Raw genomic sequence first — 26,355 nt, 5'->3', positions numbered from 1 at the left:
GCTCGCTCTGCCGGTCTCGACCTGGGCGGCCTGGCCGTTCCACAAGGCGGCTGCGCGCGCCGGGCGGCACGGAGCCTCGACGATGGACACGCTCGTGTCGATCGGGATCATCGCGGCGACCACGTGGTCGCTCTGGGCGCTCCTGCTCGGGGGTGCGGGCGAGATCGGCCTGCGCATGACGCCGACCCTCTTCCCCGCCCGGGACGCCGGGATGGGCATGACGACGCCCGAGCTCTACTTCGAGACGGCCGCCGTCGTCGCCACGTTCCTGCTCGCGGGTCGGTACGCCGAGCATCGGTCGCGTCGTCGGGCCGGGGACGCACTGCGGGCGCTCCTCGATCTCGGCGCCAAGGACGTCGCTCTGCTGGTCACCGGGCCTGACGGGCGCCGCACCGAGCAACGCGTGCCGATCTCCCAGCTGCACGCCGGCGACGAGTTCGCGGTGCGACCCGGCGAGAAGGTCGCGACGGACGGGGTCGTGGTGTCCGGGACGAGCGCGGTCGACACGTCCCTGCTCACGGGCGAGCCGGTCCCGGTCGACGTCGGACCGGGCGACGAGCTCACGGGCGCGACCATCAACTCCTCCGGTCACCTCGTCGTCCGCGCGACGCGGGTCGGCGAGGAGACGCGGCTCGCGCAGATCGGGCGGCTCGTCGCTGCGGCGCAGACCGGCAAGGCGCCGGTGCAGCGGCTCGCGGACCGCATCTCGGCGGTCTTCGTCCCCGTCGTCTTCGTGCTCGCGACGATCACGTTCGTGGTGTGGCTCGTCTCCGGCGGCGGTACGCAGGCGGCGTTCACCGCGGCGGTCGCGGTGCTGATCATCGCCTGCCCGTGCGCCCTGGGGCTCGCCACCCCGACCGCGCTGCTGGTCGGGACCGGCCGCGGTGCGCAGCTGGGCATCCTCATCAAGGGCCCGGAGATCCTCGAGCAGACCCGGCAGATCGACACCGTGGTGCTCGACAAGACTGGCACGGTGACGCAGGGCCGCATGTCGCTCGTCGACATCCTGGTCCCCGCAGGTGCCGCCGACGCCGATGCCGCGCAGGCCGAGGTGCTGCGGTACGCGGGCGCGGTCGAGGCGCTGTCCGAGCACCCCATCGCGCAGGCCGTCGCCGAGGTCGCGGCCGCCGCCGGCCCCAGCGCGGGCGACGCGTCCTCCGTCGGCGGGGACGGCGTGGTCATCGGCTCCGACCAGGTGCTCGACTTCCGCAACGTGCCGGGCCGCGGCGTGGCCGGCGTCGTCCGCACGGCCCACTCGGGTCTCGGCATGGCGCGTCGCGTGCTCGTCGGGCGGCCGACCTGGCTCGTCGATCAGCAGGTCCGCACCGACGAGCTCGACGGGCTGTTCGCCGAGGCCGAGGCCGACGGTGCGACCGCGGTCATGGTCGCGTGGGACGGCTCGGCGCGCGGCGTGCTGGTGCTGCGCGACCCGGTCAAGGCCACGTCGAGCGAGGCCATCACGCAGCTGCGCGCCCTCGGGCTGCGGCCCGTCCTGCTCACGGGCGACAGCGTCGGCGCAGCGCGGGCCGCAGCCAGGGCCGTCGGGATCGACCCCGACGACGTGTTCGCCCAGGTGCTGCCCGCCGAGAAGGTCGACGTCGTCCGACGCCTGCAGGCCGAGGGTGCCCGCGTCGCGATGGTCGGCGACGGCGTGAACGACGCCGCGGCCCTCGCGACCGCCGACCTCGGGCTCGCGATGGGCACCGGGACCGACGTCGCGATCGAGGCGTCGGACGTGACGCTCGTGCGCGGTGACCTCCGTTCGGCCGCCCAGGCGATCCGGCTGTCGCGGACGACCCTGCGGGTCATCAAGCAGAACCTGTTCTGGGCGTTCGGCTACAACGTCGCGGCGATCCCGCTCGCGGCGTTCGGGCTGCTCAACCCGATGATCGCGGGCGCCGCCATGGCGTTCTCGTCGGTGCTCGTCGTGAGCAACTCGCTGCGGCTGCGCCGCTTCGCCTGACGGCCGGGCCGCGCCGAGCCGCCTAGGCTCGGCGCATGACCGGCACGCCGCAACCCGACCACCAGGCGATCGGGCGGCGGCTCACGGTCGAGATCTGGATCGTGCTCGGCCTCTCGCTCGGCCGGTCGGCGATCTATGCGCTCGTCGACATCGTGGCCCGGCTGACCGCGGGTCCGCCGCTCGCGCAGCAGACCGCGACGCTCAACGCGAGCCAGTCGCCGCGTCCGTACCTCGACCTGACGTACCAGCTGCTGTCGATCGGGTTCGCGCTCGTGCCGGTCGCGCTCGCGCTGTTCCTGCTGTCGGGTCACGGGCGCAGCGCGGTCCGCCGGATCGGGCTCGACGCCGTGCGGCCGTGGCGCGACCTGGGGATCGGCGTCGGCCTCGCGGGGGTCATCGGGATCCCCGGGCTCGGGCTGTACGCGTTGGGACGCCTGCTCGGGATCACGGTGCAGGTGCAGGCGTCGGCGCTCAACGCGGCCTGGTGGACCGTCCCCGTGCTCGTCCTCGCGGCGCTGCAGAACGCCCTGCTCGAGGAGGTCGTCGCGGTCGCGTACCTCATGGAGCGGCTGCGAGACCTGCGCTGGCGGACGCCGCTCATCCTCGCCGCGAGCGCGCTGCTGCGGGGCTCCTACCACCTGTACCAGGGGTTCGGGCCGTTCATCGGCAACGCCGTGATGGGCCTGGTGTTCGCGGAGTACTACCGACGACGACGTCGGGTCCTCCCCCTCGTCGTCGCGCACATGCTCCTCGACGTGGTCGCGTTCGTCGGCTACGCGCTCGTCCCGGCCGCGTGGCGGTCCGCACTGGGCCTGTCCTGAGCCATGCGCCTGCCTACACTCGCGGGTATGCCCGACTCGCCGACGCCCCCACGGCTCGGCCCAGACAACCCGCCGGAGCTCTCCCCGGGGATGGTCGAGTCGGGCCGCATCGAGATCGGTCGCGTGCACGACGTCGCGATCCTCGACACCCCCGCCGTCCGCGTGCACCACCCCAGCGACCTGGTCGGGGTCGTGGTGTCGGCCATCGGCGCCGTGCTCGTCCTTGTCCTCGCGACCTACGCGCAGAACACGACGACGGGTGTCGCCGAGGACGTCCAGGGCTTCGCGTCGATCCTGCGGCAGATCCTCAACGTGCCGGTCGCCGTCCTCGAGGGCGCCGTCACGATCCTCGTGCCGCTCGCGGTGCTGATCGAGCTCGCGCTCCGCCGCCTCGGCCGGCAGCTCGTCGAGTCGCTCGTCGCGGCCATCGGGGCGATCCTGCTCTGCACCGCTGTCAGCTGGGCCGTCGCGACGTTCGGGTCCACCGAGCTCGTCGGCGGGCTCTCCGTCCGGCTGCAGGGCGCGTCGGTGCTCACCGTCCCCGGGTTCGTGGGGCTGATCTCCGGCCTGCTCACCGCCACCGGCCCGCGCGCCCGACGGCGGACCGTCGCGTGGTCGTGGAACCTGCTCTGGGTCGCGATCGGCGTGGTGATCATCACCGCCCAGGTCTCGCTCCCCGGCGTCGCGATCGCCGTGCTGCTCGGACGGGTCACGGGCCTCGGGGTGCGCTACCTGTCCGGGGTCCAGTCCGAGCGCGCGTACGGCACCGGTCTCGTCGACGGCGTGCGACGCGCGGGGTTCGATCCGGTCCGCCTGGTCCGGGTGCCGGACGACGGGCTCGAGACCGACTCGCCCGACCGACTCGCGTCCGACGCGACGCCGGCCACGACGGCGTCAGCGATGCAGCCCGCGACGCGCGCGCTGACCCGCTACTCCGACCACCGCGTCTACGAGCTCACGACGGTGGACGGGCAACAGCTCGACGTCGTGGTCCTCGACGGTGACCGTCAGGTGCTCGGCGTGCTGTCCCGTCTGTGGCGCTCGCTGCGCCTGCGTGGCATCGACCGACGCTCGGTCGTGTCGCTGCGCCAGGCGACCGAGCGTGCCGCGCTCCTCTCCTACGCCGCGCGGGCCGCCGGGGTGCGCACCCCGAAGCTCCTCAGCGTCGCCGAGGCCGAGGACTCGATGCTGCTGGTCCAGGAGGAGGTGCCGGGAGCCGTGCCGCTCTCGTCGGTGCCCCGCTCGCACATCACCGATGAGCTGCTCCGGGAGATCTGGGCGCAGCTGCAGCTCGCCCACGCCGCGGGCATCGCCCACCGCGCGCTGACCAGCGACGTGATCCTGGTCCAGGAGCTGCTGGGTCGGCCCCTCGTCTGGCTCGTCGGCTGGGACCAGGGCGATGTCGCGTCGTCCGAGCTGGCCCGGCGCATGGATGTGACCGCGCTCGTCGCGCTCCTGGCCCTGCGCGTCGGCGCGACCCGCGCGCTGGAGTCCGCCGCCGACGTCCTGCCCGACGACGACATCGCCGCCGTCGGCCCGCTGCTGCAGACGATCGGGCTGCCCCGGCGCACGCGCGACGAGATGCGCACCCACAAGGAGGTGCTCGCCGAGCTGCGGTCGGCGCTCGTCGAACGGCTGCCCGAGGCCGACATCGAGCCCGAACGTCTCGTGCGGTTCGGCGCGCGCACTGTCCTGACGATCCTCATCACGCTCGCCGCCGTGGTCGTCGTGCTCACGACGATCAACGTCCGCCAGATCACCGGGGCGCTCCAGCAGAGCGACTGGCGCTGGAGCGTCGCCTCGTTCGGTCTCGGGCTCGCGACCCTCGTGGGTGCCTCGCTCGCCCTCGTCGCGTTCGCGCCCGTCAAGATCCCCGTGTGGCGGGCGACGCTCACGCAGTCAGCCGCGACCTTCGTCGCGCTCGCCGCCCCGGCCGGGATCGGCCCCGCCGCGCTCAACCTGCGGCTGCTCACGCGGCGTGGGGTGTCCGCGTCGCTCGCCGCCGCGACGGTCGCGCTCGTCCAGGTCTCGCAGTTCATCGTGACCGTCGTGCTGCTGATCGTGCTGTCCATCGCGTCGGGCACCAACGAGGCCACGAAGTTCACGGTCACCCCCACGATGTTCCTGGCGATCGGCCTGCTCGCGGCGCTCGTGGCGGCCGCGATGCTCGTCCCGCCGGTCCGGCAGTGGGTCGCGCGCAAGACGCTGCCGATGCTCCGGCAGACGTGGCCGCGACTCATCGAGGTCGTCGGCCAGCCCCGCAGGCTCCTGCTCGCCGTGAGCGGCAACGTCCTGATGACCATGGGCTACGTGCTCGCGTTCGATGCGAGCCTGCTCGCGTTCGACCAGCACCTGTCGATCGTGCAGATCGCGCTCATCTACCTCGCGGGCAACTCGATCGGTGCGGTCGTCCCGGTCCCCGGCGGCGTCGGGACGATCGAGGCGACCCTGATCGCGCTGCTGTCGAGCATCGGTGGGGTCAACCCCGGTATCGCCGCGTCGGTCACGGTCCTGTTCCGGGTGCTCACCTACTGGCTCCGGATCCCGATCGGCTGGGCGTCCATGCGGTTCCTGCAGCGTCAGGGCGAGCTGTAGGCAGCCAGCCCGACCGGTAGCAGGTCAGCCCAGCGCCGGCACCGGAGCACGCGACACCTGACGCTCGACCATGAGCGCGGCTCCCGCGAGCAGGATCGCGCCGACCTCGGCGACCGCCGCGAGCAGCGCCGGCGCCCACGTCCACGTCTCGTGCACCCCGAACAGCCCGGACGGCAAGGTCGAGACGACGAATGCCCCGAGGGTCGCGAGCCCGAAGCCCGCAGCGAGCAGCAACGGCTCCGGACGCGCGAAGATGAGGACAGCGAGCCCGATCACGACGCCGGCGACGGCGTTGACGAGGAAGGCGGGGCCGATGACCGACAACGACCGCATGCCTCCGACCCACAGGTCGAGGTGCACGACGGCGGAGAGCAGCACGCACGCTGCGACGAGCCCGCGCAGCACCTGCGACCGCGTCCCTGTCCCGACTGCCACCTGTCGCGTCATCGCGCACCTCCCGGAACCTCGTCGTCGGTACTCTCTCCACGCAGAGCGTCGTCGTGCTCACTCACTTCACGCACGAGCCGCGTTCCCGGTTCAGCCCGACCCGCGTGGATGGTGCCCGGCGCCATGATGAACCGTCGACCGCGGCCGCACGTGGTGACGGGTGTGGGTCGCACCCGGTTGGAAGCCGACACGTTGCGTGAGCTGCACGACGCGCACGCCGCAGCGCTGCTCGCGTTCGCGACCCGGCTGTGCGACGGAGATCGGGGGCGGGCTCAAGACGTGGTCCAGGAGACGTTGCTGCGCGCCTGGCAGCACCCCGAGGCGCTCGACCCAGATCGGGGTCCCGCGCGGGCGTGGCTGTTCACCGTCGCGCGCAACCTGGCGATCGACTCGCGGCGGGCCCGTGCCTCGCGACCCGCCGAGGTCGGCGACGCGCCCCTCGACCTCGTGCCGTCGTCCGGCGACGACATCGACCGCGCGCTCGACGCCTGGCTGGTCGCCGACGCCCTCGGCACGCTGACCGCCGCGCACCGCGAGGTGATCCTCGAGACCTTCTACCGGGGACGGTCGGTCGCCGAGGCTGCCGTCGTCCTCGGGGTGCCGCCGGGCACCGTCAAGTCGCGCGCCTACTACGCCCTGCGCGCGCTGCGCGTCGCCCTGGCCGAGCGCGGGGTCGAGCCGTGAGCGCCGCCGTGGGCCGCGACGCGGCAGGCTCGACGCACGTCCGGCTCGAGCTGGGCGCGCTGGTGCTGGGCGCGCTGGACGCGGACGACCGCGCGCGCGTCGAGGCCCACCTCGCCGGCTGCGACGAGTGCTGCGCCGAGCTCGCCGAGCTCGCTCCGCTGCCGGGGCTGCTGCACCGGGTGCCCGAGGCCGACGTGCTCCGGTCGGCCGACGTGCCGACCGCGCCCGCCGAGCCCACCCTCGACCTCGTCCCCGCGGTGCTCGCGCTCGCCCACCGGGAGGTGCGGGCGCACCGCGCGACCCTGCGCCGGCGGTGGGCGGTCGTCGGCGTCGCCGCGACCGTGCTCGGCGGGTTGGCGGTCGGCACCGGTGCCCTGCTGCACGACTCGCCCGTACCGCAGGCCGCCCCCACGCCCGTCGTCGTCCACGCGACCGACCCGACCACGGGCGTGCAGGCCCAGGTGACCTTGACGCCGTCGCCCGGCGGCACGGATCTCGCTCTTCGGCTCACGGGCGTCCCGGCCGGCGAGGAGTGCAGACTCGTGGCGACCGCGGGCGACCAGCGCGACGTGACGGCGTCCTGGGACGCGACCTACACCGGCGAGGCGACGTTCACGGGCAGCACGCACTTCGCGGTCGACCAGATCGACATGCTGGTCATCGAGACCCCGACAGGGCAGACGCTGCTGACGATGCCGGTGGACTGACCGGAAGGCTGCGCGGTCAGGCGGGGAAGGGCGGTCAGGCGGGGAAGACCGAGTCGCCCTCGACGCGCACGGCGACGGACGGCAACGGTGTGGGCGCCGGTCCGGACACGTTCGACCCGTCCGCGGCCTTGTAGATCGAGCCGTGGCACGGGCACACGAGCTCGGACCCGTCGGGCGCGACGGTGCACCCGGCGTGCGTGCAGACCGCGGACATGCCCACGACCTCCCCCGCCACCGGCTGCGACAGGATGATCGGCTTGCCGTCGGCACCCTGCACGACGATCGCGCTGCCCACGGGGACGTCGGCCAGCTTCGCGAGCGCCCCAGCGCCACCCGCTGCGGTGCTGCCGCCCGAGGCCGCCGCGGCACCCCCGGACCCAGCGCCCGCGGACGACGAGCCGGTCGTGCTCGGTGCGCACGCCGCGAGCAGCGTCGCGGCAGCGCCCAGCGTCACGGCGCCGGCGCTGCGGAGCACTGTCCTGCGGGAGTAGCCGGTGCACGCGCCGGGACAGCCGTCATGGGCGGACGCGGTCATCGGGGACAGCTCGGACATAGGTGAGCTCCTTTGCGCTGGTCGGCATCGCAACCTCACCACGCCCTCGACCCCGACGTGGTTCACGGCGGAGCCTGTGAGTTCACGGGCCGCTGCGCCGTCCGGGCCGTGACAGCACTCGAGGCAGGACGCATGTGCGTCCTGCCTCGAGCTCTGACTGTGGTGTGCCCCTCAGGCTGCGCCCGCGTACTCCCGCTGAGCGGGCACGTAGCCGACCCTGGCATCGCGGCTGGCGGCGACCTGGGCCCACGACTTCACCCGTGCGACGGGGATGCTGCGGGGCTGGGGGTGACCGGACTCGGTGTGCGGCGACTCGTAGGAGCCGGCTGTTCCGCGTTGGTCCATCTCGACACTTCCATTCGTTCGGCAGCCCGGCTGACCGTCGAGGGTCCCGTGGCTTTGCGTCGCCTCCTTGCGGAGGGTTTGCTCTTTCGCTGACGTGGACGACATTAGACGACGATGAGAGTCGGGTGTAAGGCCTCGGTCCCGTACAGATCGGACATTGCCGAATTTCACCCGGTCCGCACCGCGCAGAGCCGATGTCGATGCAGGTGAGAGCCCTGGACCACACCGGGCCTCCGTGTGGGGGTGACGACACTCCCCGACCGATGTGAGATAACTCACATCTGTCAGGGGTGATTCTGGGCCGAGACGGGACATTTCCTCGTGACGGCCGTGTGCGCACATGCCTGCGTGCCACCTGGGCACCAGAGGTCCTGGCATCGCATGGCCGTCACGCGGAGCGCGGTGCGGGCGGCTCGCAGGGGGAGTCGTCCGCGCCACGCGCCCCGTCAGGACGCAGCGGCCACGAGGAACCGCTTGAGCAGCGGACCCGACGTGGTCGAGCCGTAGTCGCCCTCGTCGACGAACACCGCGACCGCGAGGTCACCCTGGATCGCGAGCATCCACACGTGGTTGCGCAGGTCGCCGTCCGCCCCGAACTGCGCGGTCCCGCTCTTGGCCAGCACCGGTGCGCCCGGCACGTCGAGGAGCAGCGCGCCGGAACCGTCGGTGACGACGGCTCGCATCATGTCGCGCAGGGCGCTCGCCTCGGCCGCCGTCAACGGTGCACCCGGCACCGAGGTCGGCGCTGCACCGGTCGAGTCGCTCGTCGCGGCATCGGTCGCGACGTTCGTCGCCGCATCGCTCGCCGCCACCCCCGCCGTCGTGCCGCCCGCCGCCGGGACGACGAGTCGAGGCGTCACGAGAGTGCCCTGCGCGATCGACGCCGCGACCCGCGCCATCGCGAGCGGCGAGGCCTCGACCCGGCCCTGCCCGATCATCGACGCCGCATGGTCGGTGCCCTCGGCGGTCGCCGGGACCGAGCCCAGGTACGCGGGGAACCCGGTGGCGCCGCCGACACCGAGCCCGAGCGACGCCGCGGCGTCCGCGAGCGCGGCCTGGGGTGCGGCGTCGCGGGCGCCGATGAACGCGGTGTTGCACGAGTTCGCGAGCGCCGAGAGCAGCGTGATCTGTCCCAGCCGGTTCGTCGGGTAGCCCGGGTAGTTCGAGAACTCCCGGCCGTCGACGGTGACGGTCTCGGGACAGGTCACGGCGGTGTCCGGCGTCATCCCCGACCGCAGCAGCGCCAGGGCGCTCGCGAGCTTGAACGTCGACCCCGGGGCGTACTTGCCCATCGTCGCGGTCGACAGCCCGTCGCCGCCGGGTCCGCTCGCCGCGACGAGCACATCGCCGGTCGAGGGGCGGATCGCGACGATCGCGCTCGCCGGGACGACGTCGGCGAGGATCCCCTCGGCGGCGTCCTGGAGCGTCGTGTCGAGCGTGAGGACGAGCGGGGTGCCGGGCGTCGGGTCGGAGTGGAACAGCTCGCGCGAGGCTCCGCTGATCGTGGAGGTCGCGGCGATCGTCAGGCCGGGCAGTCCCCGAAGCTGGGCGTCGAACTCCCGCTGCAGACCGCTGAGGCCCGTGAGGTCGCCGGCCTTGATGGCACCGTTGGACGCGTCGACGATCTCGGCCGTCGCCTCCCCGACCGTCCCGAGGATGGGCCGTGCGAAGCGTCGGGTCGGTGCGAGCGGGAGCGAGTCCGTCACGAGGTTCACGCCCGCGAGCTTCTGGATCGCGGTCAGGTCGTAGGAGGCGTCGTTCGACCGCACGACGAGAGCCTCCACGAACGCCTTCTCCCCCGCGGCAGCAACCCGCGCCGCGTAGGCGTCGACGTCCATGCCGAGCGCCTGGGCGAGCGCCCGGGCCGCGGCGTCCTGGGCGGCGGCGGCGACGTGTGTCTTGTCCACGCCGACCCGCACGACGTCCCGGCCGGTCACGATCGGGTCGCCGCTCGCGGAGACCACGCCCGCACGCTCGGCGGCGATCCGCTGGGCGCCCAGCACCTCACCGGCGACGAGGTCGGGTGCGAGCAGGAAGGGGCTCCAGGCCGCCTGCCAGGCGTCCTCGACACGCGCGAGCCTGGCGGTCGTGGTGTAGGTCCAGTCGGTGTCGCTCGCGTCGACGTCCCAGGTGAACGCGAGCGTCGCGGTCGCGGCGTCGGGTGCGTCCTTGGTGGTCGCGACGTCCTTCACCTCGACGCGCGGCTCCCAGGGCTTGAGCCCGTCGAACGCCGTCGTGCGCTCGGCGGCCGCCTCGGTCGCTGTGGCGCCGGTCAACGTGACCTTGGTGAAGTCGCCTGTGGAGATCGCCGTCGCGAGCGCCTTCGCGCTCCCCTCAGGTCCCGGCTTCGATGCCGTGCAGGCCGCCAGACCTGCGACGGCGAGTGCCGCCACGAGCGCGACCCCGGTGGCCCGACGCCACGTCGAGCCTGGGCTGCTGCTTGCCGCCGTGCTGCCGACCACCGTGCTGCTGCGTGCCACCCTGCTGCCCCTTGCTGACTGCCCGGCGCCTCGCGGGTGCGCGCGCCGGCCCGCGCCGAGGCGGGCGACGTCCATCCTGCCCGACGACACCCCTCGGCATGAGGGGATTACCGGATCGGTTCGATCCTGACGCGATCGGCGTCCGCCGGGGTCAGTGCCCCGCGTCCGCCGGTCCCGGCGTCGGTGAGGCGGTCACGGTCGTCAGCAGGAAGACCGAGTCCTCGAGCGCGAGCACCGCGTGACGCTCGTGGGTCAGCAGGTGGAGGGCGCCCGTGCCGAGCTCGTCGTCGCCGCTCGGTGACGTCACGCGGACCCGTCCGTGCAGCACCTGCAAGGTCGCGGCGTGCGGGGCGTTGTGCTCACCGAGCTCGGTGCCGGCCGCGAGGCCGACGACGGTCTGGCGCAGGTCGCCGTCGTGCACGATCCGGCCCGCGCTGCGGCCGTTGGGTGCGGCCTTGGCCTCCTGGAGGTGGGACCACGTGAGGCTGAGCAGGTCGGGCATGGCACGCTCCTTCGGTTCGACGACGATGGTGAACGGCTGATGCTCCTCAGCCCGCGCTGCTCACACTCTGCCAGGGCTCGTCGTCGTTCGTCCCGGTGGGCGTCGGCCCCGTCGCCGGCGACTCCCCCAGCCCGGCATGACCCTCGAGCCAGCTGAAGACCACCTCGAAGTACTCCTCGCGTGCCGGCCGCGCCGACAGGGCCAGGTCGTGGATCCCGTCGGGGATCGGCACGTACGTGACGTCGGGACCGAGCAGGTGCGCCCGCAGGGCGATCTGCCGGACGTCGAGCACGGTGTCGGACCGGCGCAGGTCGGGGTTGTCCTCGGTGTTGGGGCCGCTGCGCTGCGCCGAGCACACGAGCACGGGCACCGCGATGGCGAGCCCGCGCGACAGCCGTGCGTGCCCGTGCCGCGCGGCCCGGACCCAGCCCGCGCGGCCGGGGAAGCCGTCGGGCGGCTTGAGGGTGAGGTCGTAGTCCCACTCGCCGCCGTGCGTGACGTGCAGGGTGCGGGAGTACGCCGACGGCCCGTGGGAGACGACGCGCATCGGGTCGATCGAGCCGAGCGCCTCGAGGACCTGCGTCTCGACCACGCGCCGGAACCACGGAGCCTTGAGGTCGAACCAGGGGCTGTTGAGGACGACAGCGTCGACCACTCCCGTCCCGCGCATGCTGTGCGCCCACAGGCTCGCGGTCAGGCCGCCGGTCGAGTGCGCGTGCACCACGAGCGTGTCGTGCCCGAGCTCGTCGCGCACGATCCGGGCCGCCGTCGTGATCTCCTCGGCGTACTCGCGCAGGTCGGTGACGTAGTGCGGCGTCTGCCACGGACGGATCGAGCGGCCGCACTTGCGCAGGTCGAGCGCGTAGAAGTCGAAGCCCCGGGACTCCCACTCCTCGGCGAGGTGGGTCTGGAAGAAGTAGTCGTTGAAGCCGTGCAGGTACAGGACGGCGCGGCGGCGGCCCGGCTCGCGGGCAGCGGTGGGATCGCGGCGCACCAAGGTCGCGACGACAGGGCCCTCGGCGTCGTCGGGCAACGGGAGAGTGCGCGCCTGCCACCCGGGACCCAGGACGTCGGGGCGCCACTCGTTCATACGCCCATCGTGCACCGGAACGGGTGCGGCCGCCGGGCCGCGCGGTGCTCAGTCGTGGCGAGCGTGCTCGTGCTCGGCGTGCGACGCCGGTTCCAGCTGGAACGTCGAGTGCTCGATCGACACCGGGAAGTGCTCCGCGACGCACGCCTGCAGGTCGTCGAGCAGTCGCGCGGCGTGACCATCGAGGAAGCACGCGTCGTCGATCACGACGTGCGCGGTGAGGACCGGCAGGTCGGACGCGATCCGGCTCGCATGCAGGTCGTGGACCTCGACGACGTGCGGGACGTCGAGCAGGTGCGCGCGGACGTCGTCGAGGTCGAGGCCCTGGGGCGTCGACTCCAGGAGGACGTCGACCGTCTCGCGGAGCAGGGCGAGCGTGCGCGGCAGGATGAGGACGCCGATGAGCAGACCCGCGACGGCGTCGGCGCGCGTCCAGCCTGTGACCTCGATGACCACGGCCGCCACGATGACCGCGACCGAGCCGAGCGCGTCGTTGACGACCTCGAGGAACGCTGCGCGGCGGTTGAGCGACCCCGACCGGCCCGGGGCCAGCACGACGATCGCCGCGACATTGCCGAGCAGCCCGACGACCCCGAAGACGAGGAGCTGCGGGCCGGCCACGTCCGTCGGTGAGATCAGCCGCCGGACGCCCTCGACCAGCACGTACACGCCGACGACCAGCAGCACCGCCGCCTGCGCGGTCGCCGCGAGGACCTCCGCGCGGCGCAGTCCCCACGTGCGGTGGGCCGTCGTCGGACGCGCGACGAGCGAGGCCGCGACCAGGGCGACGAGCAGGCCGCCGACGTCGGTGAGCACGTGCGCCGAGTCGACGAGCAGCGCGAGGCTGCCGGTGAGCAGCGCGCCGACGACCTGCACGACGAGGATGCCGGCCGTGATCCCGAATGCGACCGCGAGGCGCGACCGGTCCTGGCCGGACCCGTGGTCGTGCGCGTGGCCGGTGGACATGACACGACCCTATGGCGGCGGCGGCGGACGAGCGCGACGCTGGTGTCCTCGTCGGGCACTCCCGTTCGTCGTGCTGATGCACCGTCCGTTCGGTGCACCCGACACACCCCGCGGAGGACACCATGAAGTACCTGCAGCTCATCCGGATCGCCCCCGGAGCCCAGCCGGAGCCCGGCGACACCGACCCCCAACCCTGGGTCGACGAGACGACGGCACGCGGCACTCGCGTCACGGGCGACCGGTTGCGTCCCGCGCAGGACGCCACGACAGTGCGCAGCCGTGGCCACGAGACCATCGTCACCGACGGCCCGTTCGCCGAGGCGCGCGAGCAGATCGGCGGGTTCGACATCCTCGAGGCGGCCGACCTCGACGCGGCGGTCGCGGTCGCGGCGGCCCATCCGGTCGCACGGTATGGCTCGATCGAGGTCCGCGAGACCTGGCCGTTCGACGTCGGCGACCTCGACGCGTCGACCCCCGGCGACGTCCTCGCGGACGAGCCGCCGGCCGGCTGGCACCGCTACCTGATGATCTTCGGGGCGGACACCGAGACCGAGCGCATCCTTGCCGGCGCCGGCAGCGACGGCCCCGGGGCAGGCGGCGGCGAGGTGGACTGGCAGGCGATGCTGACGACCTGGATCGAGGACACCGCCCGCCGCGGGATCGACCTCGACGGCGCTCGGCTGCGCCCGCCGGAGGAGACCAAGACCGTCCGGGTCCGCGACGGCAGGACGCTCGTCGTGGACGGGCCGTTCGCAGAGGCGCGCGAGCACGTCGCGGGCTACAACATCATCCAGACGCCGAGCCTCGACGAGGCGATCGAGATCGCCGCGGCGCACCCCGGCAGCCACATCGGGCCGATCGAGCTCAGGCCGCTGTGGCCGATGTAGCAGTCGACGCTGCCCTGACCCTCGCGTTCAGCGAGGAGTGGGGCCGTGTCGTCGCGACGCTCATCCGGGTCACCGGCGACTGGACGCTGGCCGAGGAGTGCGCGCAGGACGCGTTCGAGGCCGCAGCCGTGCACTGGCCACGTGACGGTGTGCCGCGCAGCCCGGGCGCGTGGCTCACGACCACGGCACGCAACCGCGCGCTCGACCGGCTGCGCCGCTCCACCACCGAGGCGCGCAAGCTGCGGGAGGTCGCGATGCTTCCGCCGCTCGACGACGAGCCCGGCCCGGATCCCGGCGACGAGATCCCCGACGACCGGCTCCGGCTGATCTTCACGTGCTGCCACCCGGCCCTCGCCATGGACGCGCGCGTGGCGCTCGCGCTGCGGACGCTGTGCGGGCTGACGGTCGAGGAGATCGCGCGGGCATTCGGGGTCGCCGAGCCCGCGATGCAGAAGCGGCTCGTCCGGGCCCGCGGCAAGATCCGCCACGCGGGCATCCCCTACCGGGTGCCGCCGGCTCACCTGCTCCCTGAGCGGCTCGCGGGCGTCCTCGCGGTGCTGTACCTGATGTTCACGGAGGGCTACGCCGCGACGTCGGGCTCCGCACTGCTGCGCGAGCCGGTCTCCGGCGAGGCGATCCGGCTCACGCGGGTGCTCGCGACGCTCATGCCCGACGAGCCCGAGGCGCTCGGCCTGCTGGCGCTCGAGCTGCTGCACGACTCGCGGCGGACGGCCCGCGTCGACGAGGCCGGCGACCTCGTCCCGCTCGAGGAGCAGGACCGCAGCCGGTGGGACGCCGAGCGGGTCGCGGAGGGCCTGCGCGCGCTCGGGACGGCCGCGCGCCGGGACGTCGTCGGCCCGTACCAGCTGCAGGCAGCGATCGCCGCGTGCCATGCGACGGCCGCGCAGGCGGCGGACACGGACTGGCACCAGATCGCGGCGCTCTACGGCGGGCTGGCCCGGATCGCGCCGTCGCCGTACGTCGAGCTGGCCCGGGCGATCGCCGTGGCGATGGCTGACGGGCCGGACGCGGGGCTCGTGCTCCTCGACGCGCTGGAGGCGGCCGGTGAGCTGGACGGCTACCACCTGCTGCCGGCAGCCCGGGCCGACCTGCACCGGCGAGCGGGCCGGCTGGACGACGCTGCGGCCGCCTACCAGGACGCCCTCGGGCTCGTCCGGAACGACGCCGAACGCCGCTACCTGACCCGCCGACTCACCGAGGTCACGACCGGTCCGCACCCCTGACGCGCAGCGCGGCCGGGGCACCCGCGGGGACGGCTGGGCTCGTCGGTGGGACCGGATCGAGACGTCGGTACGGCTCGGACTGGGCCGGGCGCGGGTCCGCGTCGCCGCGGTTGGGCCACAGCGACACCGCCCGCTCGGCCTGCGCCGTGATGGTCAGCGACGGGTTCACACCGAGGTTGGCGGTCACGGCCGCGCCGTCGAGCACGTGCAGCGTCGGGTAGCCGTGCACGCGCTGGTACGGGTCGAGGACGCCGTCCGCCGTCGTCGCACCGATCGCGCAGCCGCCCAGGAAGTGCGCCGTCATCGGCATGTTCACGAGGTCGCCGAGCTGCCCGCCTGCGACGCCGCCGAGCTCCTCCGCCATGAGGGTCGCGGCCCGGTGGCCCGACGGGATCCACGTCGGGTTTGGCTCGCCGCTGCCCTGCCTGCTCGTCATCCGGCGAAGGCGAGCGGGCACCGGGATCCCGAGGCGGCGCGGCGCGAGCGACGTGGTCAGGGAGTTGTCGAGCGCCTGCATCATCAGGGCGATCGTCGTGCGCTCGCTCCACCGGTACGGCGCGAACGCGCGCAGGGTCGCGACCGGCCGACGCCGCAGGTCACGCGCGTACGAGCCGAGCACCGACGACCAGCGACGCCAGGTCGGGGCACCCTCGGAGAGCGCGATCTGGAGCAGCGCCATCGCGTTCGACCCCTTGCCATAGCGCACCGGCTCGACGTGGGTCGTGTCGTCGGTGAAGAACGACGACGTGATCGCGACCCCCCGCGAGAGGTCGCGCGCCGGGTCGACGCGGGGGGCGCTCGCGCCGAGCAGCGCCTCGGAGTTGGTGCGGGTCAGCTCGCCGAGCCGCGGCGAGAGGCCCGGCAGGCTGCCGGTCGCCTTCATCCGGTGCAGCAACGACTGCGTGCCGTACGTGCCGGCCGCGAGGACCACCTGGTCGGCGTGCCAGGTCGTGCGCCCGCGGACGACGCCGGGCAGCGCGGGCCCGGTGCGCCGCGACGTGATCGTCCATCCGCCGTCGGGCTCGGGCGTGATCGCCGTGACCGTGGTCATCGGCTCGACGCGGACGCCCGCCCGCTCGGCGAGGTGCAGGTAGTTCTTCGTCAGCGTGTTCTTCGCACCGACCCGGCAGCCCGTCATGCACGAGCCGCACTCGGTGCAGCCCGTCCGCGTCGGCCCCGCTCCCCCGAAGAACGGGTCCGGGACGTCCCGGCCGGGCTCGCCGAACAGGACGCCGACGTCGGTCGGGTGGAACGTGCGCTCGCGGCCCATCCGCGTCGCGACCTGCAGCAGCAGCCGGTCCGCGGGGGTCGTGGACGGGTTGCGCGTGACGCCGAGCATGCGCGCGGCCTGGTCGTAGTGCGGCGCGAGCTCCTGCTCCCAGTCGGTGATGCCCGCCCACTGCGGGTCGGTGAAGAACTCGCGCAGCGGCCGGTAGAGCGTCGTGCCGTAGACGAGCGACCCGCCCCCGACCCCCGCGCCCGCGAGGATCAGCGAGTCCTTCAGGACGTGGATCCGCTGGATGCCGTAGCAGCCGATCGCCGGCGCCCACAGGAACGTGCGCAGGTGCCACGACGTGCGGAAGTCCTCGTCGGCGAACCGTCGCCCGGCCTCGAGCACAGCGACGCGGTACCCCTTCTCCGCCAGGCGCAGCGCAGCGACCGAGCCTCCGAAGCCCGAACCCACGACCACGACGTCGTACCGCTGGTCCACCATCCGGGCATCGTGACACACGCCGGTGCAGGCGGCCCACGGCGGACGCGCGCCCGGGGAGGGTTCAGTGCGCGGCGAGCAGCTCGGCGAGCCTGTCGAACGAGCTCGCCCAGCCCTGCTGGATCCCGGCGTGCTCCGGCCGGGGGTCGGTGTCCGCGCAGTGGAAGGTCATCTCGGTCCCACCGTCCACCTCGGCGAACGTCACGGTCATGACGGTCTCGCGGCCGTCGAGCCGTCCGGCCTCGCGCTCCATGACGATGAGCCGCCCGGGCGGGTCGACCTCGCCGTACGTGAGGCTGCGCGGGTACGGCAGGCCGGTCGCGTCGTCGACCATCGTCACGTTCCACCGGCCGCCGAGGCGCGGGTCGTTCGTGATCGTCTCGATCGGGGCACGGAACCCCCGCGGACCGAACCAGGCGGAGAGGCGGACGGGGTCGACCCAGGCGTCGAAGACGACGTCCCGGGGTGCGGCGAAGGTTCGGACGATCGTGAACTCGCGCGGTGCGACCCTCGGGACGAAGTGGCTCACGGCCGGTCCTCGCGCAGCAGCCCGCCGAGAGCGCCGAGCGCCCCGGGGACGACCCGGTAGTACGCCCACACGCCGCGCTTCTCCCGCACGAGGATCCCCGCGTCGACGAGCACCTTGAGGTGGTGGGAGACGGTCGGCTGCGCGAGCTCGACGACGTCGCCCAGGTCGCACGCGCACACCTCGCCGCGGCTCGACGCGATGTGCGACACGAGCTGCAGCCGGGCCGGCTCGGCAAGGGCCTTGAGCACGCGGGCGAGCGCCTCGGCGTCGGACCGTGCGAGCGGCTCGCTGTCGAGCGGCGCGCAGCAGGCCGTGACGTCGACGACCGGGAGCAGGACGGGAGAGGTCGGCACGGAACCAGTGTCGTCTACATATTGACATCTGTCGATCCATGGAGCATCCTCCACGCATCGACATCCATCAATGTCTAGTCACCCAGGAGTCAGCCATGACCGACGACCTCGTCGCCCAGGTCCGCAGCACCTATGCCCGAGCAGCCCTCGCCGTCACCGACGTCTCGCCGGCAGCCTGCTGCAGCACCCCGACCGCGCTCGACGGCGGCGAGCAGTTCGGCGGGTCGCTCTACGACGCCGCCGACGTCGCCGCGCTGCCCGACACCGCCTACCTTGCGAGCCTCGGCTGCGGCAACCCCACCGCCGTCGCCGACCTGCTGCCCGGCGAGAGGGTGCTCGACCTCGGCTCGGGCGGCGGGATCGACGTGCTGCTCTCAGCGCGCCGCGTCGGGTCGACCGGGTTCGCCTACGGCGTCGACATGACCCCGGAGATGCTCGCGCTCGCCCGCTCCAACGCCGCGAAGGCCGGCGCCACGAACGTCGAGTTCCTCGAGGGGCGCATCGAGGCGGTCCCGCTGCCCGACGCGAGCATCGACGTGATCATCTCCAACTGCGTCATCAACCTGTCGGTCGACAAGCCCGCGGTCCTCGCCGAGATGTACCGCCTGCTCGTCCCGGGTGGGCGGCTCGGGGTGTCCGACGTCGTCGCCGAGGACCACGTGACCACCGGCGAGCGTGCCGAGCGCGGCAGCTTCGTCGGCTGCGTCGCGGGCGCCCTGTCCCGGTCCGAGTACCTCGAGGGTCTCGCCACGGCGGGCTTCATGGACGCGACCGTCCAGTTCACGCACGAGGTCGCACCCGGCATGCACGGTGCGATCGTCCGGGCCACGAAGGCCTGAGCGACCTGCGGGCGACGACCGGCGGAGGGCCGGTCGTCGCCCGCGGACGTCACACGTCCCGCCCGCGCCTCACACGTACGACGAGTACGCCGGCAGGTCGAGCACACCGTTGCCGGACAGCCCGATGAGGATGACCTCGGGCTCGGTCACCGTCCGCGCGTACGCGAGCGCTGCGGCCACCGCGTGCGTCGACTCGGGCGCGGGGATGATCCCCTCGGCCCGGGCGAACTCGATCCCGGCGGCGAACGCGGCGTCCTGCTCGATCGCGACGGCGTCCATGAGCCCGAGGTTCACGGCGTGCGACACCATCGGCGACATGCCGTGGTACCGCAGCCCACCCGCGTGGATCGCGGGCGGGACGAAGTCCTTGCCGAGCGTGTACATCTTCAGCAGCGGGGTCAGCCCGGCGACGTCACCGAAGTCGTAGCGGTACTCCCCCTGGGTCAGCGACGGGCACGCGGCGGGCTCGCACGCGACGGACCGCGTCGTCGTCCCTTCGCGCAGGTTCTGCCCGATGAGCGGGAACGTCAGGCCCGCGAGGTTCGAGCCGCCGCCCGCGCACGCGAAGGCGACGTCGGCCTGGGTCTCGCCCGCCGCTGCGAGCTGCACGAGAGCCTCCTGGCCGATGACCGACTGGTGCAGCATCACGTGGTTGAGCACACTGCCGAGCGCGTAGTGGGCGCCCGGGTCCTTCGCGGCGGCCTCGACGGCCTCGCTGATCGCCATCCCGAGCGAGCCGGTCGTGTCGGGCAGCTCCGCGAGGATCGCCCGGCCGGCCTCGGTCAGGTCCGACGGCGAGGGGTGGCACACGCTCCCGTACGTCTCCATCTGGAACCGCCGGTACGGCTTGGAGTCGTACGACGCGCGGACCTGCCACACCTCGCACGTGAGGCCGAGCAACGAGCACGCCATCGCGAGCGCCGCGCCCCACTGACCCGCACCCGTCTCGGTCGTCAGGCGCGTGATGCCCTCGACCGCGTTGTAGTACGCCTGCGCGACGGCGGTGTTGGGCTTGTGCGAGCCGACCGGGCTCACACCCTCGTACTTGTAGTAGATCCGGGCCTTCGTGCCGATCGCACGCTCGAGCCGGGCCGCGCGGATCAGCGGCGACGGCCGCCACAGCGCGTAGATCTCGCGGACGGCCTGCGGGATCTCGATGTACCGCTCGGTGGCGACCTCCTGCTCGATGAGCGCCATCGGGAACAGCGGGGCGAGGTCCGGCGGGGTCAACGGCTCGCGCGTCCCGGGGTGCAGGTGCGGCGGGACGGGCTCCGGGAAGTCGGCGTTGAGGTTGTACCAGTGCGTCGGGACGGTCGACGGGATCGCCGTCCCGAGCGGGTCGGTGGAGCGGTTCGTGCGGGGGGTCTCGTCGGTGCGCGCCATCGTCGTCCGTCTCTCGCGGGGCCCCGAGGGGCCCGGTCCCGGTCTACGAGCGCGAGCGTAGCGCCGTCGTGCAGGGTGCGGGGGCACGGCCCCGGCCGGTGAGATCGCGGGGGTGGCAGTCCGCGTCACGCACCGGACGGCGACGCGATCCCGGCCAGCCGCGCGATGAGGGCGAGCCCCTGCGGCGTCCCCGACCAGTGCCGGGCGAGCGCGTCGGGCCCCGCGGCCCCGACCACCGCGCGCAGGACGAGCGCGACCACGACGACGTCGTCGGCGTACCCGATGACCGGGATCATGTCCGGGACCAGGTCGAACGGCATGAGCAGGTAGGCGAGCAGCAGGACGAGCCAGACGCGCGAGCGCCGCGGGACGGTGGGGTCGGCGGCGAGCGAGCGCAGCAGTCGCAGCAGGTCAGGGAGGAGCCGCAGGGCGTCGCGCGCCTGCACGGTGTCCGGGTGCGCGCGGGCGTACCGCCACAGGAGCCCGAGCAGGACCGCGTAGACGAGCAGGATGCCGCCGACGACGCCGAGCGTGAGCTCCCACCACTGCACCGGATCTCCTCCCGTCGTCCCCGCACCGTGCGCCGCGGCCGCGGCCTCCCCGCACGCTGTGCCGGCCATGATCGGGACTTCGGTCGGTCGACGGTCGTCCCGGACGGCGCGACGCTGGAGCGGTGGACCTCGACGCACCGACGATCCTCCGGCTGGCGTATGCCGATGCTGCCGCCCATGTTCTCACCGCGGCACTCCGCGACGACCCCGGATTCACCCACGTCCTCCCGGATGCCAGGGTCCGGCAGGAGGCGCTGCAGGCGTTCTACGGCTTCATCGTCCGCGATGCGATCCGCTTCGGCACGGTCCTCGCGGTGCGCGACGCCGCCGGGATCGCGGGCGTCGCGATCTCCTACCCGCCGGGCGCGCATCCGATGCCGGTGAGCCGCAAGCTCGGTGCGCTCCCGTCGATGGCCTCGATCCTGGTCCGCTCGCCGCGGCAGGTCCTGGCGTTCGCCCAGCTCGGGTCCGCGATCGACGCCGCGTTCCCCCGGGACCCGCTGACGTACCTCGAGGCGCTCGGTGTCCGCCCCGACGCGCAGCACCGCGGGCACGGTCGACGCCTCATGGCCCGCGTGCTCCGGGACGCCGACCACGCGAGCGCCGACTGCTACCTCGAGACCTCGCGCGCCGTGAACGTCCCGTACTACGAGTCGATGGGGTTCGAGTCGCTCGGTGCGTTCGCGCCGCTGCGGCGCGGCGGTCCGCCCGAGGCCCGGATGCGGCGCACGCGACCCGTCTGAGCGGCGCATCGTCCCGGCACGATCGCCACCACGCCGTCGTGACGCGTGGTCGAGACTCCCGACGCCCTCAGGCGACCGGACCGGCGGGCAGGTCCTCCTCGTGCAGCTGCGGCGGCGTCCAGCCCTCCGGGTTGATCCCGACCTTGTCGGCGTAGAACGCCCGGATCACGTCCATGTCGGCGTGCACGTCGCCCGTGAGCCGGATCGTCACCCCGAGCCCGGCCGTCCGGGTCGAGCGGTCGACGAACCCGAGCGTGACCGGGAGGTCGGCGTCCCGCGCGATGCGGTAGAACCCGGACTTCCAGTACGGCCGCTTGCTGCGCGTGCCCTCGGGCGTGATGACGAGGAAGAAGTGCTCGCCGGCCCGCACACGCGCCACGAGGCCGTCGACGAGCCCCGTCGGGTTGCTCCGGTCGACCGGGATGCCGCCGAGGCCACGCGCGAGGGGCCCGAGCGGCCCGCGGAACAGCGAGTCCTTGCCGAGGAACCGAGCCTGGACCCCGTGGCTCCACGTGATCGCGAGCATGAACAGGAAGTCCCAGTTCGACGTGTGGGGGGCACCGATGAGGATGCCGCCGCCGCCCTCGGGCGGGTGCGAGCGCAGGGTCCACCCGGACGTGGCCCAGAACAGCCGGGCGAAGAGACGGCGCATCATCGGGTCATCACCCGAGCGAGGGTACGTCGTCCGTCAGACGCGCGTCCGGACCGGCGGCACGCTGCGGCGCGGCAGCGTCCCGCGGCTCACGAGGATTCGTCGGACCGGGCGACGACGCGGGGGCCGACGACGGGGCCGGGAGGGTACTGATCTGGTTGCGACCGCGGTCCTTCGCCGCGTACAGGGCACGGTCGGCGCGCCCGATGAGAGTCCGGGGGCTGTCCTCCAAGCCCGCCTGCGTGAGCCCGATGCTGATCGTCTGGGCGCCGGGAACGACGCGCAGCAGCCGCGAGGCGATGACGGCGGCGTGGTCAAGGTCGCATGCTGGCAGCGCGAGGGCGAACTCCTCGCCGCCCCAGCGGGCGACGATGTCGCCCGTGCGCAGCTCACCGTGCAGGGCCGTCACCAGGCCCCGCAAGAGCTCGTCCCCGGCCGTATGTCCGTAGGTGTCGTTGTAGGCCTTGAAACGATCCATGTCGACCAGGGCGATAGTCAGAGGCTCACCCGTGCGTCGGGCGCGAGCCAGCTCGCGGTCCAGCTCCTCGTCCCAGCTCCGCCGGTTCGCCGCTCCCGTGAGGGCGTCGGTGCGCGCCTGGGCGGCCAGCAGTGCGACGAGGTCGGCGCGGTCGAGCGCTGCCGCGATCTCCGCAGCGACGAGCTCCACCATGTACAGGGCGTGCTCGGGGACCCGTGCCCGGGACCGGGAGAACCCGACGACGAGAACCGCAGACCTGCAGCCGTCCCGCGTGACGGGCTCGAACAGGACGGCCACGGCGCCGGTCAGCTCGGTGAGCCTCGCTGAGGCCCGCGGGTCGCGGGCTGCGTCCGCGAGATAGATCCGGGTGCCCCTCCGCCACGCCTCGGCCGTGGCCGACGTCTCCGTCCGTGAGTCGATGCGCATCTGCTCGAGGTCGAGACCGGGGGTGCCGGCCGTGGCGACGAGCTCCCCGTCGGGGCTCCGTTCGAAGATGACCGCGAAACGTGCGCCGGTGACGAGCCGCGCGGCCGCGCACAGATCGGGACGCGGGTCGGATCCAGCTGTGAGCGAGCGGGTGATGGCCCCCAGGGCGGCGACGTCGACGGTGCGCTGACGTGACTGCTCGACGAGCATCTGCATCGGCGGACCGGCGAACATCGCGACGACGACCGAGACGACCGTCGTCGTCCACGCGGACGCGGGATAGAGCGGTGGGCCTATCAGGATCATCGGCCCCATGAGGATCACGGCCATCGCCGCGACGGCCAGCGCGAGCTGACGGCGGCTGCCGTACAGCGCCAACCAGATGATGGGCAGCATCACCAGCGGCGTGTAGCCCACGGCTGCTCCACCCCGGGCCTGGCGCATGAGCGCGACCACGACGAAGAACCCGATCGGGAGCGCCGCCTCGCACCACGCGGGGAGTCGACCCCACGGGACGATCACCGCCGCGAGCGGCACCAAGAGCATCGAGACACCCGCGGCCACGAGCACGAGCCGGCTCGCCGACTCGGTGACCGTCGACAGCTCCAGCAGCACAGCGACGAGCGCGACGGCCACGAACGGAGCGCCGCGACGGAGCGCGCCGGGGTCGCTCAGCGGGCGGAGCGTCGTGGCGCCCCGCACGGTCGTGAGCTCGTCCCGCTGAATCACCGGCCCTCACCCTCGTCATGGTCACCGGCCCCGGCTGGGCCGCGGTCCCGGAACCGTCACGGTCAACTGAGGTGCCGTCCCGACCGGCACCGTCTCCACTTCATCGGCGCCCGTGCGGCACTTGTGAAGCGTCCCGACGCACGGGCTCGCGGCCGACGAGGCGGCGTTCGACGCTGCAGCGGTGGCTCGCCGCGAGGACGTGGAGCCTCGGTGCCGGGCACACTGGAGGAGTGATTCGCCGCAAGGTCGTCGTTCACGGCGACGTCCAGGGTGTGGGGTTCCGGTGGTCGTGCGCCCGCGAGGCCGAGCTGCTGGGCGTGCGGGGATGGGTGCTCAACCGGGCCGACGGTGCCGTCGAGGTCGTCGCGGAGGGCGACCCCGCCGCCGTGGAGCAGCTCGTGACCTGGGCGCGCCACGGTCCGCGTCACGCCGTCGTGTCGCGCGTCGAGGTCGTCGAGGAGGCACCGCAGGGTCTGCGGGACTTCCAGATCGAGGCCTGACCTCGCTAGGTCTGCCTGGCAGACGCCAGCTCGGCGACCACGGCGCTGATCCGCCGCGCACCCGGAGCTCCGCGGCGCACCGTCGGCCGTTCAGAGGTCGAGCCCCCACGATCGAGGTGGGGCGGTGATGTCTACCGCGCTCACGGCGAGCATGGCCGCAGGTGGCCGGCGGGTCAGTACGCCGGCAGCGATGACCGGTGCAGCGGCGTCAGGCCTGCATGTCGACGAATCGTGAGTAGTGCCCCTGGAACGCGACGGTGATCGTGTCCGTCGGACCGTTGCGGTGCTTGGCCACGATCAGGTCGGCCTCTCCGGCGCGCGGCGACTCCTTCTCGTACGCGTCTTCGCGGTGCAGAAGAATCACCATGTCGGCATCCTGCTCGATGCTGTTGTGGACAGCGATGCCGTTAGCGACGAAGTTGTGGGTCCCGACGACTGTCGCGTCGAAGACCTCCTGGTCGCCTTCGGGGATGATCTCCACGACCTCGTCCCAGAGCAGATCGTTGACCGCCATGATCTCGAGATCCTCGCTGCCGAGCACCTCCGCAACTCGGCCGAGGCGCTGACGCGACGGCGCGTGCTTCCACATCGTCGAGCCGCAGAACTGGGTGCCCATGGCGGTCGCGAACTCCCGGTGGGTCATTCCCTGCTCGACGAGCAGGGCGCGCACGTCGTCCCAGACCTGACGCGGGAGAGTATCCACGTTGGTGTTCGCGCGGGTCTCACGGATGATCGCCAACAGCCGTTCGGCCTGAAGCCCCCGGGCACCGTGCACGCCGATCTCCTGCAGGAAGCGTCGCTGGTCGTCGACCCCGGAGATGTCGAGCGTGTACCCGGGTCGGTAGCCCGCCTTCCGTGTCGTGCGGACCCTCGTCGAGATGCCGAAGCGCAGAAGAAGTCTGGAGACCCCGTCGATCAGCTGCCGGGACGTGGACGCGTAGTAGATGCGCCCACCGCGCCCGCCGGCGTTCACTGTCACCGATCCATCAGTCGCCCAGATGTGTCGGATGAACAGGGCGATCTGATGCTTCGGCAGGTGGAAGACGGACGTCGGGACGAATTTCTCGTGACTCCGGGCGCCGAACAGACCGAAGTCGTCCAGCCATTCGGCGATGGGGTTCCGCTTGCCGCGCGCTAGCCGGTACGGCGCCGGAAGGCGCAACGTGGTGACGCGCGCGGCGGCATAGTCGTCGCGCACAGCCTTGATGCCGAAGGCGGCGGCGGCATCCGTGACTGCGGTCAGGTTGAGCTCGTCGATCGACGCGTAGCGGATCGGCTGCCGCTTGACGAACGAGCCGTCGCCGAGCAGGTGCGCGAGCATCACAACCTTGCGGTCGTCCCACTCGGCGCAGCGCTCGGGACCCGGCACGTGACGCGGGACACCGACGCGTGAGCCGACTGCGAGCTCGCCCAGTGCCGTCCAACCCTCGTACGTGAGGAACGGGTGGTTCCCCGTCGCCGTGATCTCCTTGCCCGATGCCAAGCGCAACCGATATACGGGCTTGATGCCGGTCGGGAAGACGTGGGTGAGGTGGCGACGCACGTACTGGAGACGCTCGTTGAGCGCCCACACCGGCACGTCCTTGCTGCCGAGCGCGAACAGTTCACCCATGGTCGTCTCCGCGCCGGTGTCCGCACGCAGGATGCGCGTCTCGGCGGTGAGGCAACCTGATTCGCGAAGGTCGCTCATCATCGGGCGCTTGTCGGTGCGCTGCTCCGGGCCACGGTTCAGCTGAGAGATCGCGATGACCGGGACCTCGAGCTCCTTGGCGAGCAGCTTGAGCGCACGCGAGAACTCGGACACCTCCTGCTGGCGGGACTCGACGCGCTTGCCGGACGACATCAGCTGCAGGTAGTCGATGACCACGAGCTCGAGGTTGTGCCGCTGCTTGAGCCGCCGGCACTTGGCCCGGATCTCCATGAGCGACATGTTCGGGGAGTCGTCGATGAACAGGGGCGCCTCGGAGATCCGGCCCATCGTGGCGGCGAGCTTCTGCCAGTCGTCCTCCCCCATCTGACCGGTGCGCATCTTCTGCAGGTGGATCTTCGCCTCGGCCGACAGCAGACGCATCGTGATCTCGTTGCGGCTCATCTCGAGCGAGAAGACAACAGAAGTCTTCCCGTGCTTGATTGACGCAGAACGGACAATATCGATTCCTAGGGTCGATTTTCCAATT

General features: G+C 72.8%; 25 protein-coding genes and 1 riboswitch. Of the genes, 10 read left to right on the top strand and 15 right to left on the bottom strand.

Translation table 11 applies throughout. From position 1 onward, the window contains the following. From VFW79_RS13280 to VFW79_RS13270, 3 genes are all read left to right on the top strand, one after another. A partial coding sequence (locus tag VFW79_RS13280; RefSeq protein ID WP_329677769.1) for a copper-translocating P-type ATPase occupies window positions 1–1,963 on the top strand: 1,963 nt, incomplete at its 5' end. Between the two features lie 35 nt (window positions 1,964–1,998). Beyond that, a complete protein-coding gene (locus VFW79_RS13275; RefSeq protein WP_329677768.1) occupies window positions 1,999–2,784 on the top strand; it encodes a CPBP family intramembrane glutamic endopeptidase in 786 nt (261 codons plus the stop codon). A gap of 27 nt (window positions 2,785–2,811) precedes the next feature. Beyond that, entirely contained in the window at window positions 2,812–5,379 is a 2,568-nt protein-coding gene (locus VFW79_RS13270; RefSeq protein ID WP_329677767.1) for a lysylphosphatidylglycerol synthase domain-containing protein, read from the top strand. 24 nt (window positions 5,380–5,403) lie between these two features. On the opposite strand, the gene VFW79_RS13265 is transcribed toward VFW79_RS13270, so the two are convergent. After that, complete coding sequence (locus VFW79_RS13265; protein ID WP_329677766.1) at window positions 5,404–5,826, bottom strand: hypothetical protein; 423 nt, start codon at window positions 5,824–5,826, stop codon at window positions 5,404–5,406. 123 nt (window positions 5,827–5,949) lie between these two features. Between VFW79_RS13265 and VFW79_RS13260 the strand changes: the two genes are divergently transcribed. Both VFW79_RS13260 and VFW79_RS13255 read left to right on the top strand, forming a co-directional pair. Further along, window positions 5,950–6,510 (top strand): sigma-70 family RNA polymerase sigma factor, encoded by a 561-nt coding sequence (locus tag VFW79_RS13260; protein ID WP_329677765.1) that lies wholly within the window; start codon window positions 5,950–5,952, stop codon window positions 6,508–6,510. Next, window positions 6,507–7,217, top strand: coding sequence for a zf-HC2 domain-containing protein (locus tag VFW79_RS13255; protein WP_329677764.1), 711 nt, complete (start codon window positions 6,507–6,509; stop codon window positions 7,215–7,217). The genes VFW79_RS13260 and VFW79_RS13255 overlap by 4 nt, the downstream gene beginning before the upstream one ends. A gap of 34 nt (window positions 7,218–7,251) precedes the next feature. Here the strand turns inward: VFW79_RS13255 and VFW79_RS13250 are convergent, their stop codons facing one another. From VFW79_RS13250 to VFW79_RS13225, 6 genes are all read right to left on the bottom strand, one after another. Continuing rightward, window positions 7,252–7,770 (bottom strand): Rieske (2Fe-2S) protein, encoded by a 519-nt coding sequence (locus VFW79_RS13250; protein ID WP_329677763.1) that lies wholly within the window; start codon window positions 7,768–7,770, stop codon window positions 7,252–7,254. A gap of 171 nt (window positions 7,771–7,941) precedes the next feature. Continuing rightward, window positions 7,942–8,115 carry a hypothetical protein gene (locus tag VFW79_RS13245; protein ID WP_329677762.1) on the bottom strand — a complete coding sequence of 58 codons (174 nt, stop codon included), beginning with the start codon at window positions 8,113–8,115 and terminating at the stop codon, window positions 7,942–7,944. A gap of 17 nt (window positions 8,116–8,132) precedes the next feature. Next, a riboswitch (cyclic di-GMP riboswitch) is annotated at window positions 8,133–8,208 on the bottom strand. Window positions 8,209–8,561: 353 nt separating this feature from the next. Further along, window positions 8,562–10,595: a penicillin-binding transpeptidase domain-containing protein gene (locus VFW79_RS13240; protein ID WP_329677761.1), complete on the bottom strand. Its 2,034-nt coding sequence runs from the start codon at window positions 10,593–10,595 to the stop codon at window positions 8,562–8,564. 151 nt (window positions 10,596–10,746) lie between these two features. Continuing rightward, window positions 10,747–11,097 (bottom strand): cupin, encoded by a 351-nt coding sequence (locus tag VFW79_RS13235; protein WP_329677760.1) that lies wholly within the window; start codon window positions 11,095–11,097, stop codon window positions 10,747–10,749. A gap of 46 nt (window positions 11,098–11,143) precedes the next feature. Then, a complete protein-coding gene (locus VFW79_RS13230) occupies window positions 11,144–12,187 on the bottom strand; it encodes an alpha/beta hydrolase (protein WP_329677759.1) in 1,044 nt (347 codons plus the stop codon). A gap of 48 nt (window positions 12,188–12,235) precedes the next feature. Next, entirely contained in the window at window positions 12,236–13,153 is a 918-nt protein-coding gene (locus tag VFW79_RS13225; protein ID WP_329677758.1) for a cation diffusion facilitator family transporter, read from the bottom strand. Between the two features lie 92 nt (window positions 13,154–13,245). On the opposite strand from VFW79_RS13225, the gene VFW79_RS13220 reads away from it, so the two are divergent. Together VFW79_RS13220 and VFW79_RS13215 are read left to right on the top strand one after the other, a co-directional pair. Further along, window positions 13,246–14,040, top strand: coding sequence for a YciI family protein (locus tag VFW79_RS13220; RefSeq protein ID WP_329677757.1), 795 nt, complete (start codon window positions 13,246–13,248; stop codon window positions 14,038–14,040). Beyond that, window positions 14,028–15,284 carry an RNA polymerase sigma factor gene (locus VFW79_RS13215; RefSeq protein ID WP_329677756.1) on the top strand — a complete coding sequence of 419 codons (1,257 nt, stop codon included), beginning with the start codon at window positions 14,028–14,030 and terminating at the stop codon, window positions 15,282–15,284. The genes VFW79_RS13220 and VFW79_RS13215 overlap by 13 nt, the downstream gene beginning before the upstream one ends. Here the strand turns inward: VFW79_RS13215 and VFW79_RS13210 are convergent. The 3 genes from VFW79_RS13210 to VFW79_RS13200 form a co-directional block, all read right to left on the bottom strand. After that, window positions 15,262–16,998, bottom strand: coding sequence for a GMC family oxidoreductase (locus VFW79_RS13210; RefSeq protein WP_329677755.1), 1,737 nt, complete (start codon window positions 16,996–16,998; stop codon window positions 15,262–15,264). The genes VFW79_RS13215 and VFW79_RS13210 overlap by 23 nt on opposite strands. A gap of 61 nt (window positions 16,999–17,059) precedes the next feature. Further along, window positions 17,060–17,524, bottom strand: coding sequence for an SRPBCC family protein (locus tag VFW79_RS13205; RefSeq protein ID WP_329677754.1), 465 nt, complete (start codon window positions 17,522–17,524; stop codon window positions 17,060–17,062). Next, a complete protein-coding gene (locus VFW79_RS13200; protein ID WP_329677753.1) occupies window positions 17,521–17,877 on the bottom strand; it encodes a metalloregulator ArsR/SmtB family transcription factor in 357 nt (118 codons plus the stop codon). Before VFW79_RS13200 ends, VFW79_RS13205 begins: the two co-directional genes overlap by 4 nt. Window positions 17,878–17,972: 95 nt before the next feature. On the opposite strand from VFW79_RS13200, the gene arsM reads away from it, so the two are divergent. Further along, window positions 17,973–18,716 carry an arsenite methyltransferase gene (gene arsM, locus VFW79_RS13195; protein ID WP_329677752.1) on the top strand — a complete coding sequence of 248 codons (744 nt, stop codon included), beginning with the start codon at window positions 17,973–17,975 and terminating at the stop codon, window positions 18,714–18,716. 69 nt (window positions 18,717–18,785) lie between these two features. Here the strand turns inward: arsM and VFW79_RS13190 are convergent, their stop codons facing one another. Both VFW79_RS13190 and VFW79_RS13185 read right to left on the bottom strand, forming a co-directional pair. Then, window positions 18,786–20,099 (bottom strand): TrpB-like pyridoxal phosphate-dependent enzyme, encoded by a 1,314-nt coding sequence (locus tag VFW79_RS13190; RefSeq protein WP_329677751.1) that lies wholly within the window; start codon window positions 20,097–20,099, stop codon window positions 18,786–18,788. Window positions 20,100–20,224: 125 nt separating this feature from the next. After that, window positions 20,225–20,719 carry a DUF1232 domain-containing protein gene (locus tag VFW79_RS13185; protein WP_329677750.1) on the bottom strand — a complete coding sequence of 165 codons (495 nt, stop codon included), beginning with the start codon at window positions 20,717–20,719 and terminating at the stop codon, window positions 20,225–20,227. 53 nt (window positions 20,720–20,772) lie between these two features. Here VFW79_RS13185 and VFW79_RS13180 point away from each other — a divergent pair, with 53 nt between their 5' ends. Next, window positions 20,773–21,393, top strand: coding sequence for a GNAT family N-acetyltransferase (locus tag VFW79_RS13180; RefSeq protein WP_329677749.1), 621 nt, complete (start codon window positions 20,773–20,775; stop codon window positions 21,391–21,393). A 67-nt stretch (window positions 21,394–21,460) separates the two neighbouring features. Here VFW79_RS13180 and VFW79_RS13175 read toward each other — a convergent pair whose 3' ends face one another. Together VFW79_RS13175 and VFW79_RS13170 are read right to left on the bottom strand one after the other, a co-directional pair. Next, window positions 21,461–22,045 (bottom strand): 1-acyl-sn-glycerol-3-phosphate acyltransferase, encoded by a 585-nt coding sequence (locus VFW79_RS13175; RefSeq protein WP_329677770.1) that lies wholly within the window; start codon window positions 22,043–22,045, stop codon window positions 21,461–21,463. Window positions 22,046–22,055: 10 nt separating this feature from the next. Then, window positions 22,056–23,678: a sensor domain-containing diguanylate cyclase gene (locus VFW79_RS13170; protein ID WP_329677748.1), complete on the bottom strand. Its 1,623-nt coding sequence runs from the start codon at window positions 23,676–23,678 to the stop codon at window positions 22,056–22,058. 230 nt (window positions 23,679–23,908) lie between these two features. Here VFW79_RS13170 and VFW79_RS13165 point away from each other — a divergent pair, with 230 nt between their 5' ends. Further along, window positions 23,909–24,178, top strand: a complete 270-nt coding sequence (locus VFW79_RS13165; protein WP_329677747.1) for an acylphosphatase — start codon at window positions 23,909–23,911, stop codon at window positions 24,176–24,178. A gap of 208 nt (window positions 24,179–24,386) precedes the next feature. Here VFW79_RS13165 and VFW79_RS13160 read toward each other — a convergent pair. Then, window positions 24,387–26,355, bottom strand: a 1,969-nt coding sequence (locus VFW79_RS13160; RefSeq protein ID WP_329677746.1) for a replicative DNA helicase, incomplete at its 5' end; no start/stop codon positions are given.

Source organism: Cellulomonas sp., assembly GCF_036279715.1.
Lineage (GTDB): Bacteria > Actinomycetota > Actinomycetes > Actinomycetales > Cellulomonadaceae > Cellulomonas_A.
The sequence above is the reverse complement of the archived record's forward strand: the minus strand, read 5'-3'. Positions and strand labels throughout refer to the sequence as shown.

What these genes read in the sequence shown, in the direction of transcription:
- VFW79_RS13275 (WP_329677768.1), top strand. Translation starts at nt 1,999, where the DNA reads ATGACCGGCACGCCGCAACCCGACCACCAGGCGATCGGGCGGCGGCTC.
- VFW79_RS13270 (WP_329677767.1), top strand. Translation starts at nt 2,812, where the DNA reads ATGCCCGACTCGCCGACGCCCCCACGGCTCGGCCCAGACAACCCGCCG.
- VFW79_RS13265 (WP_329677766.1), bottom strand. Translation starts at nt 5,826, where the DNA reads ATGACGCGACAGGTGGCAGTCGGGACAGGGACGCGGTCGCAGGTGCTG.
- VFW79_RS13260 (WP_329677765.1), top strand. Translation starts at nt 5,950, where the DNA reads ATGATGAACCGTCGACCGCGGCCGCACGTGGTGACGGGTGTGGGTCGC.
- VFW79_RS13250 (WP_329677763.1), bottom strand. Translation starts at nt 7,770, where the DNA reads ATGTCCGAGCTGTCCCCGATGACCGCGTCCGCCCATGACGGCTGTCCC.
- VFW79_RS13245 (WP_329677762.1), bottom strand. Translation starts at nt 8,115, where the DNA reads ATGGACCAACGCGGAACAGCCGGCTCCTACGAGTCGCCGCACACCGAG.
- VFW79_RS13235 (WP_329677760.1), bottom strand. Translation starts at nt 11,097, where the DNA reads ATGCCCGACCTGCTCAGCCTCACGTGGTCCCACCTCCAGGAGGCCAAG.
- VFW79_RS13230 (WP_329677759.1), bottom strand. Translation starts at nt 12,187, where the DNA reads ATGAACGAGTGGCGCCCCGACGTCCTGGGTCCCGGGTGGCAGGCGCGC.
- VFW79_RS13225 (WP_329677758.1), bottom strand. Translation starts at nt 13,153, where the DNA reads ATGTCCACCGGCCACGCGCACGACCACGGGTCCGGCCAGGACCGGTCG.
- VFW79_RS13210 (WP_329677755.1), bottom strand. Translation starts at nt 16,998, where the DNA reads ATGGTGGACCAGCGGTACGACGTCGTGGTCGTGGGTTCGGGCTTCGGA.
- arsM (WP_329677752.1), top strand. Translation starts at nt 17,973, where the DNA reads ATGACCGACGACCTCGTCGCCCAGGTCCGCAGCACCTATGCCCGAGCA.
- VFW79_RS13190 (WP_329677751.1), bottom strand. Translation starts at nt 20,099, where the DNA reads ATGGCGCGCACCGACGAGACCCCCCGCACGAACCGCTCCACCGACCCG.
- VFW79_RS13185 (WP_329677750.1), bottom strand. Translation starts at nt 20,719, where the DNA reads ATGGCCGGCACAGCGTGCGGGGAGGCCGCGGCCGCGGCGCACGGTGCG.
- VFW79_RS13175 (WP_329677770.1), bottom strand. Translation starts at nt 22,045, where the DNA reads ATGCGCCGTCTCTTCGCCCGGCTGTTCTGGGCCACGTCCGGGTGGACC.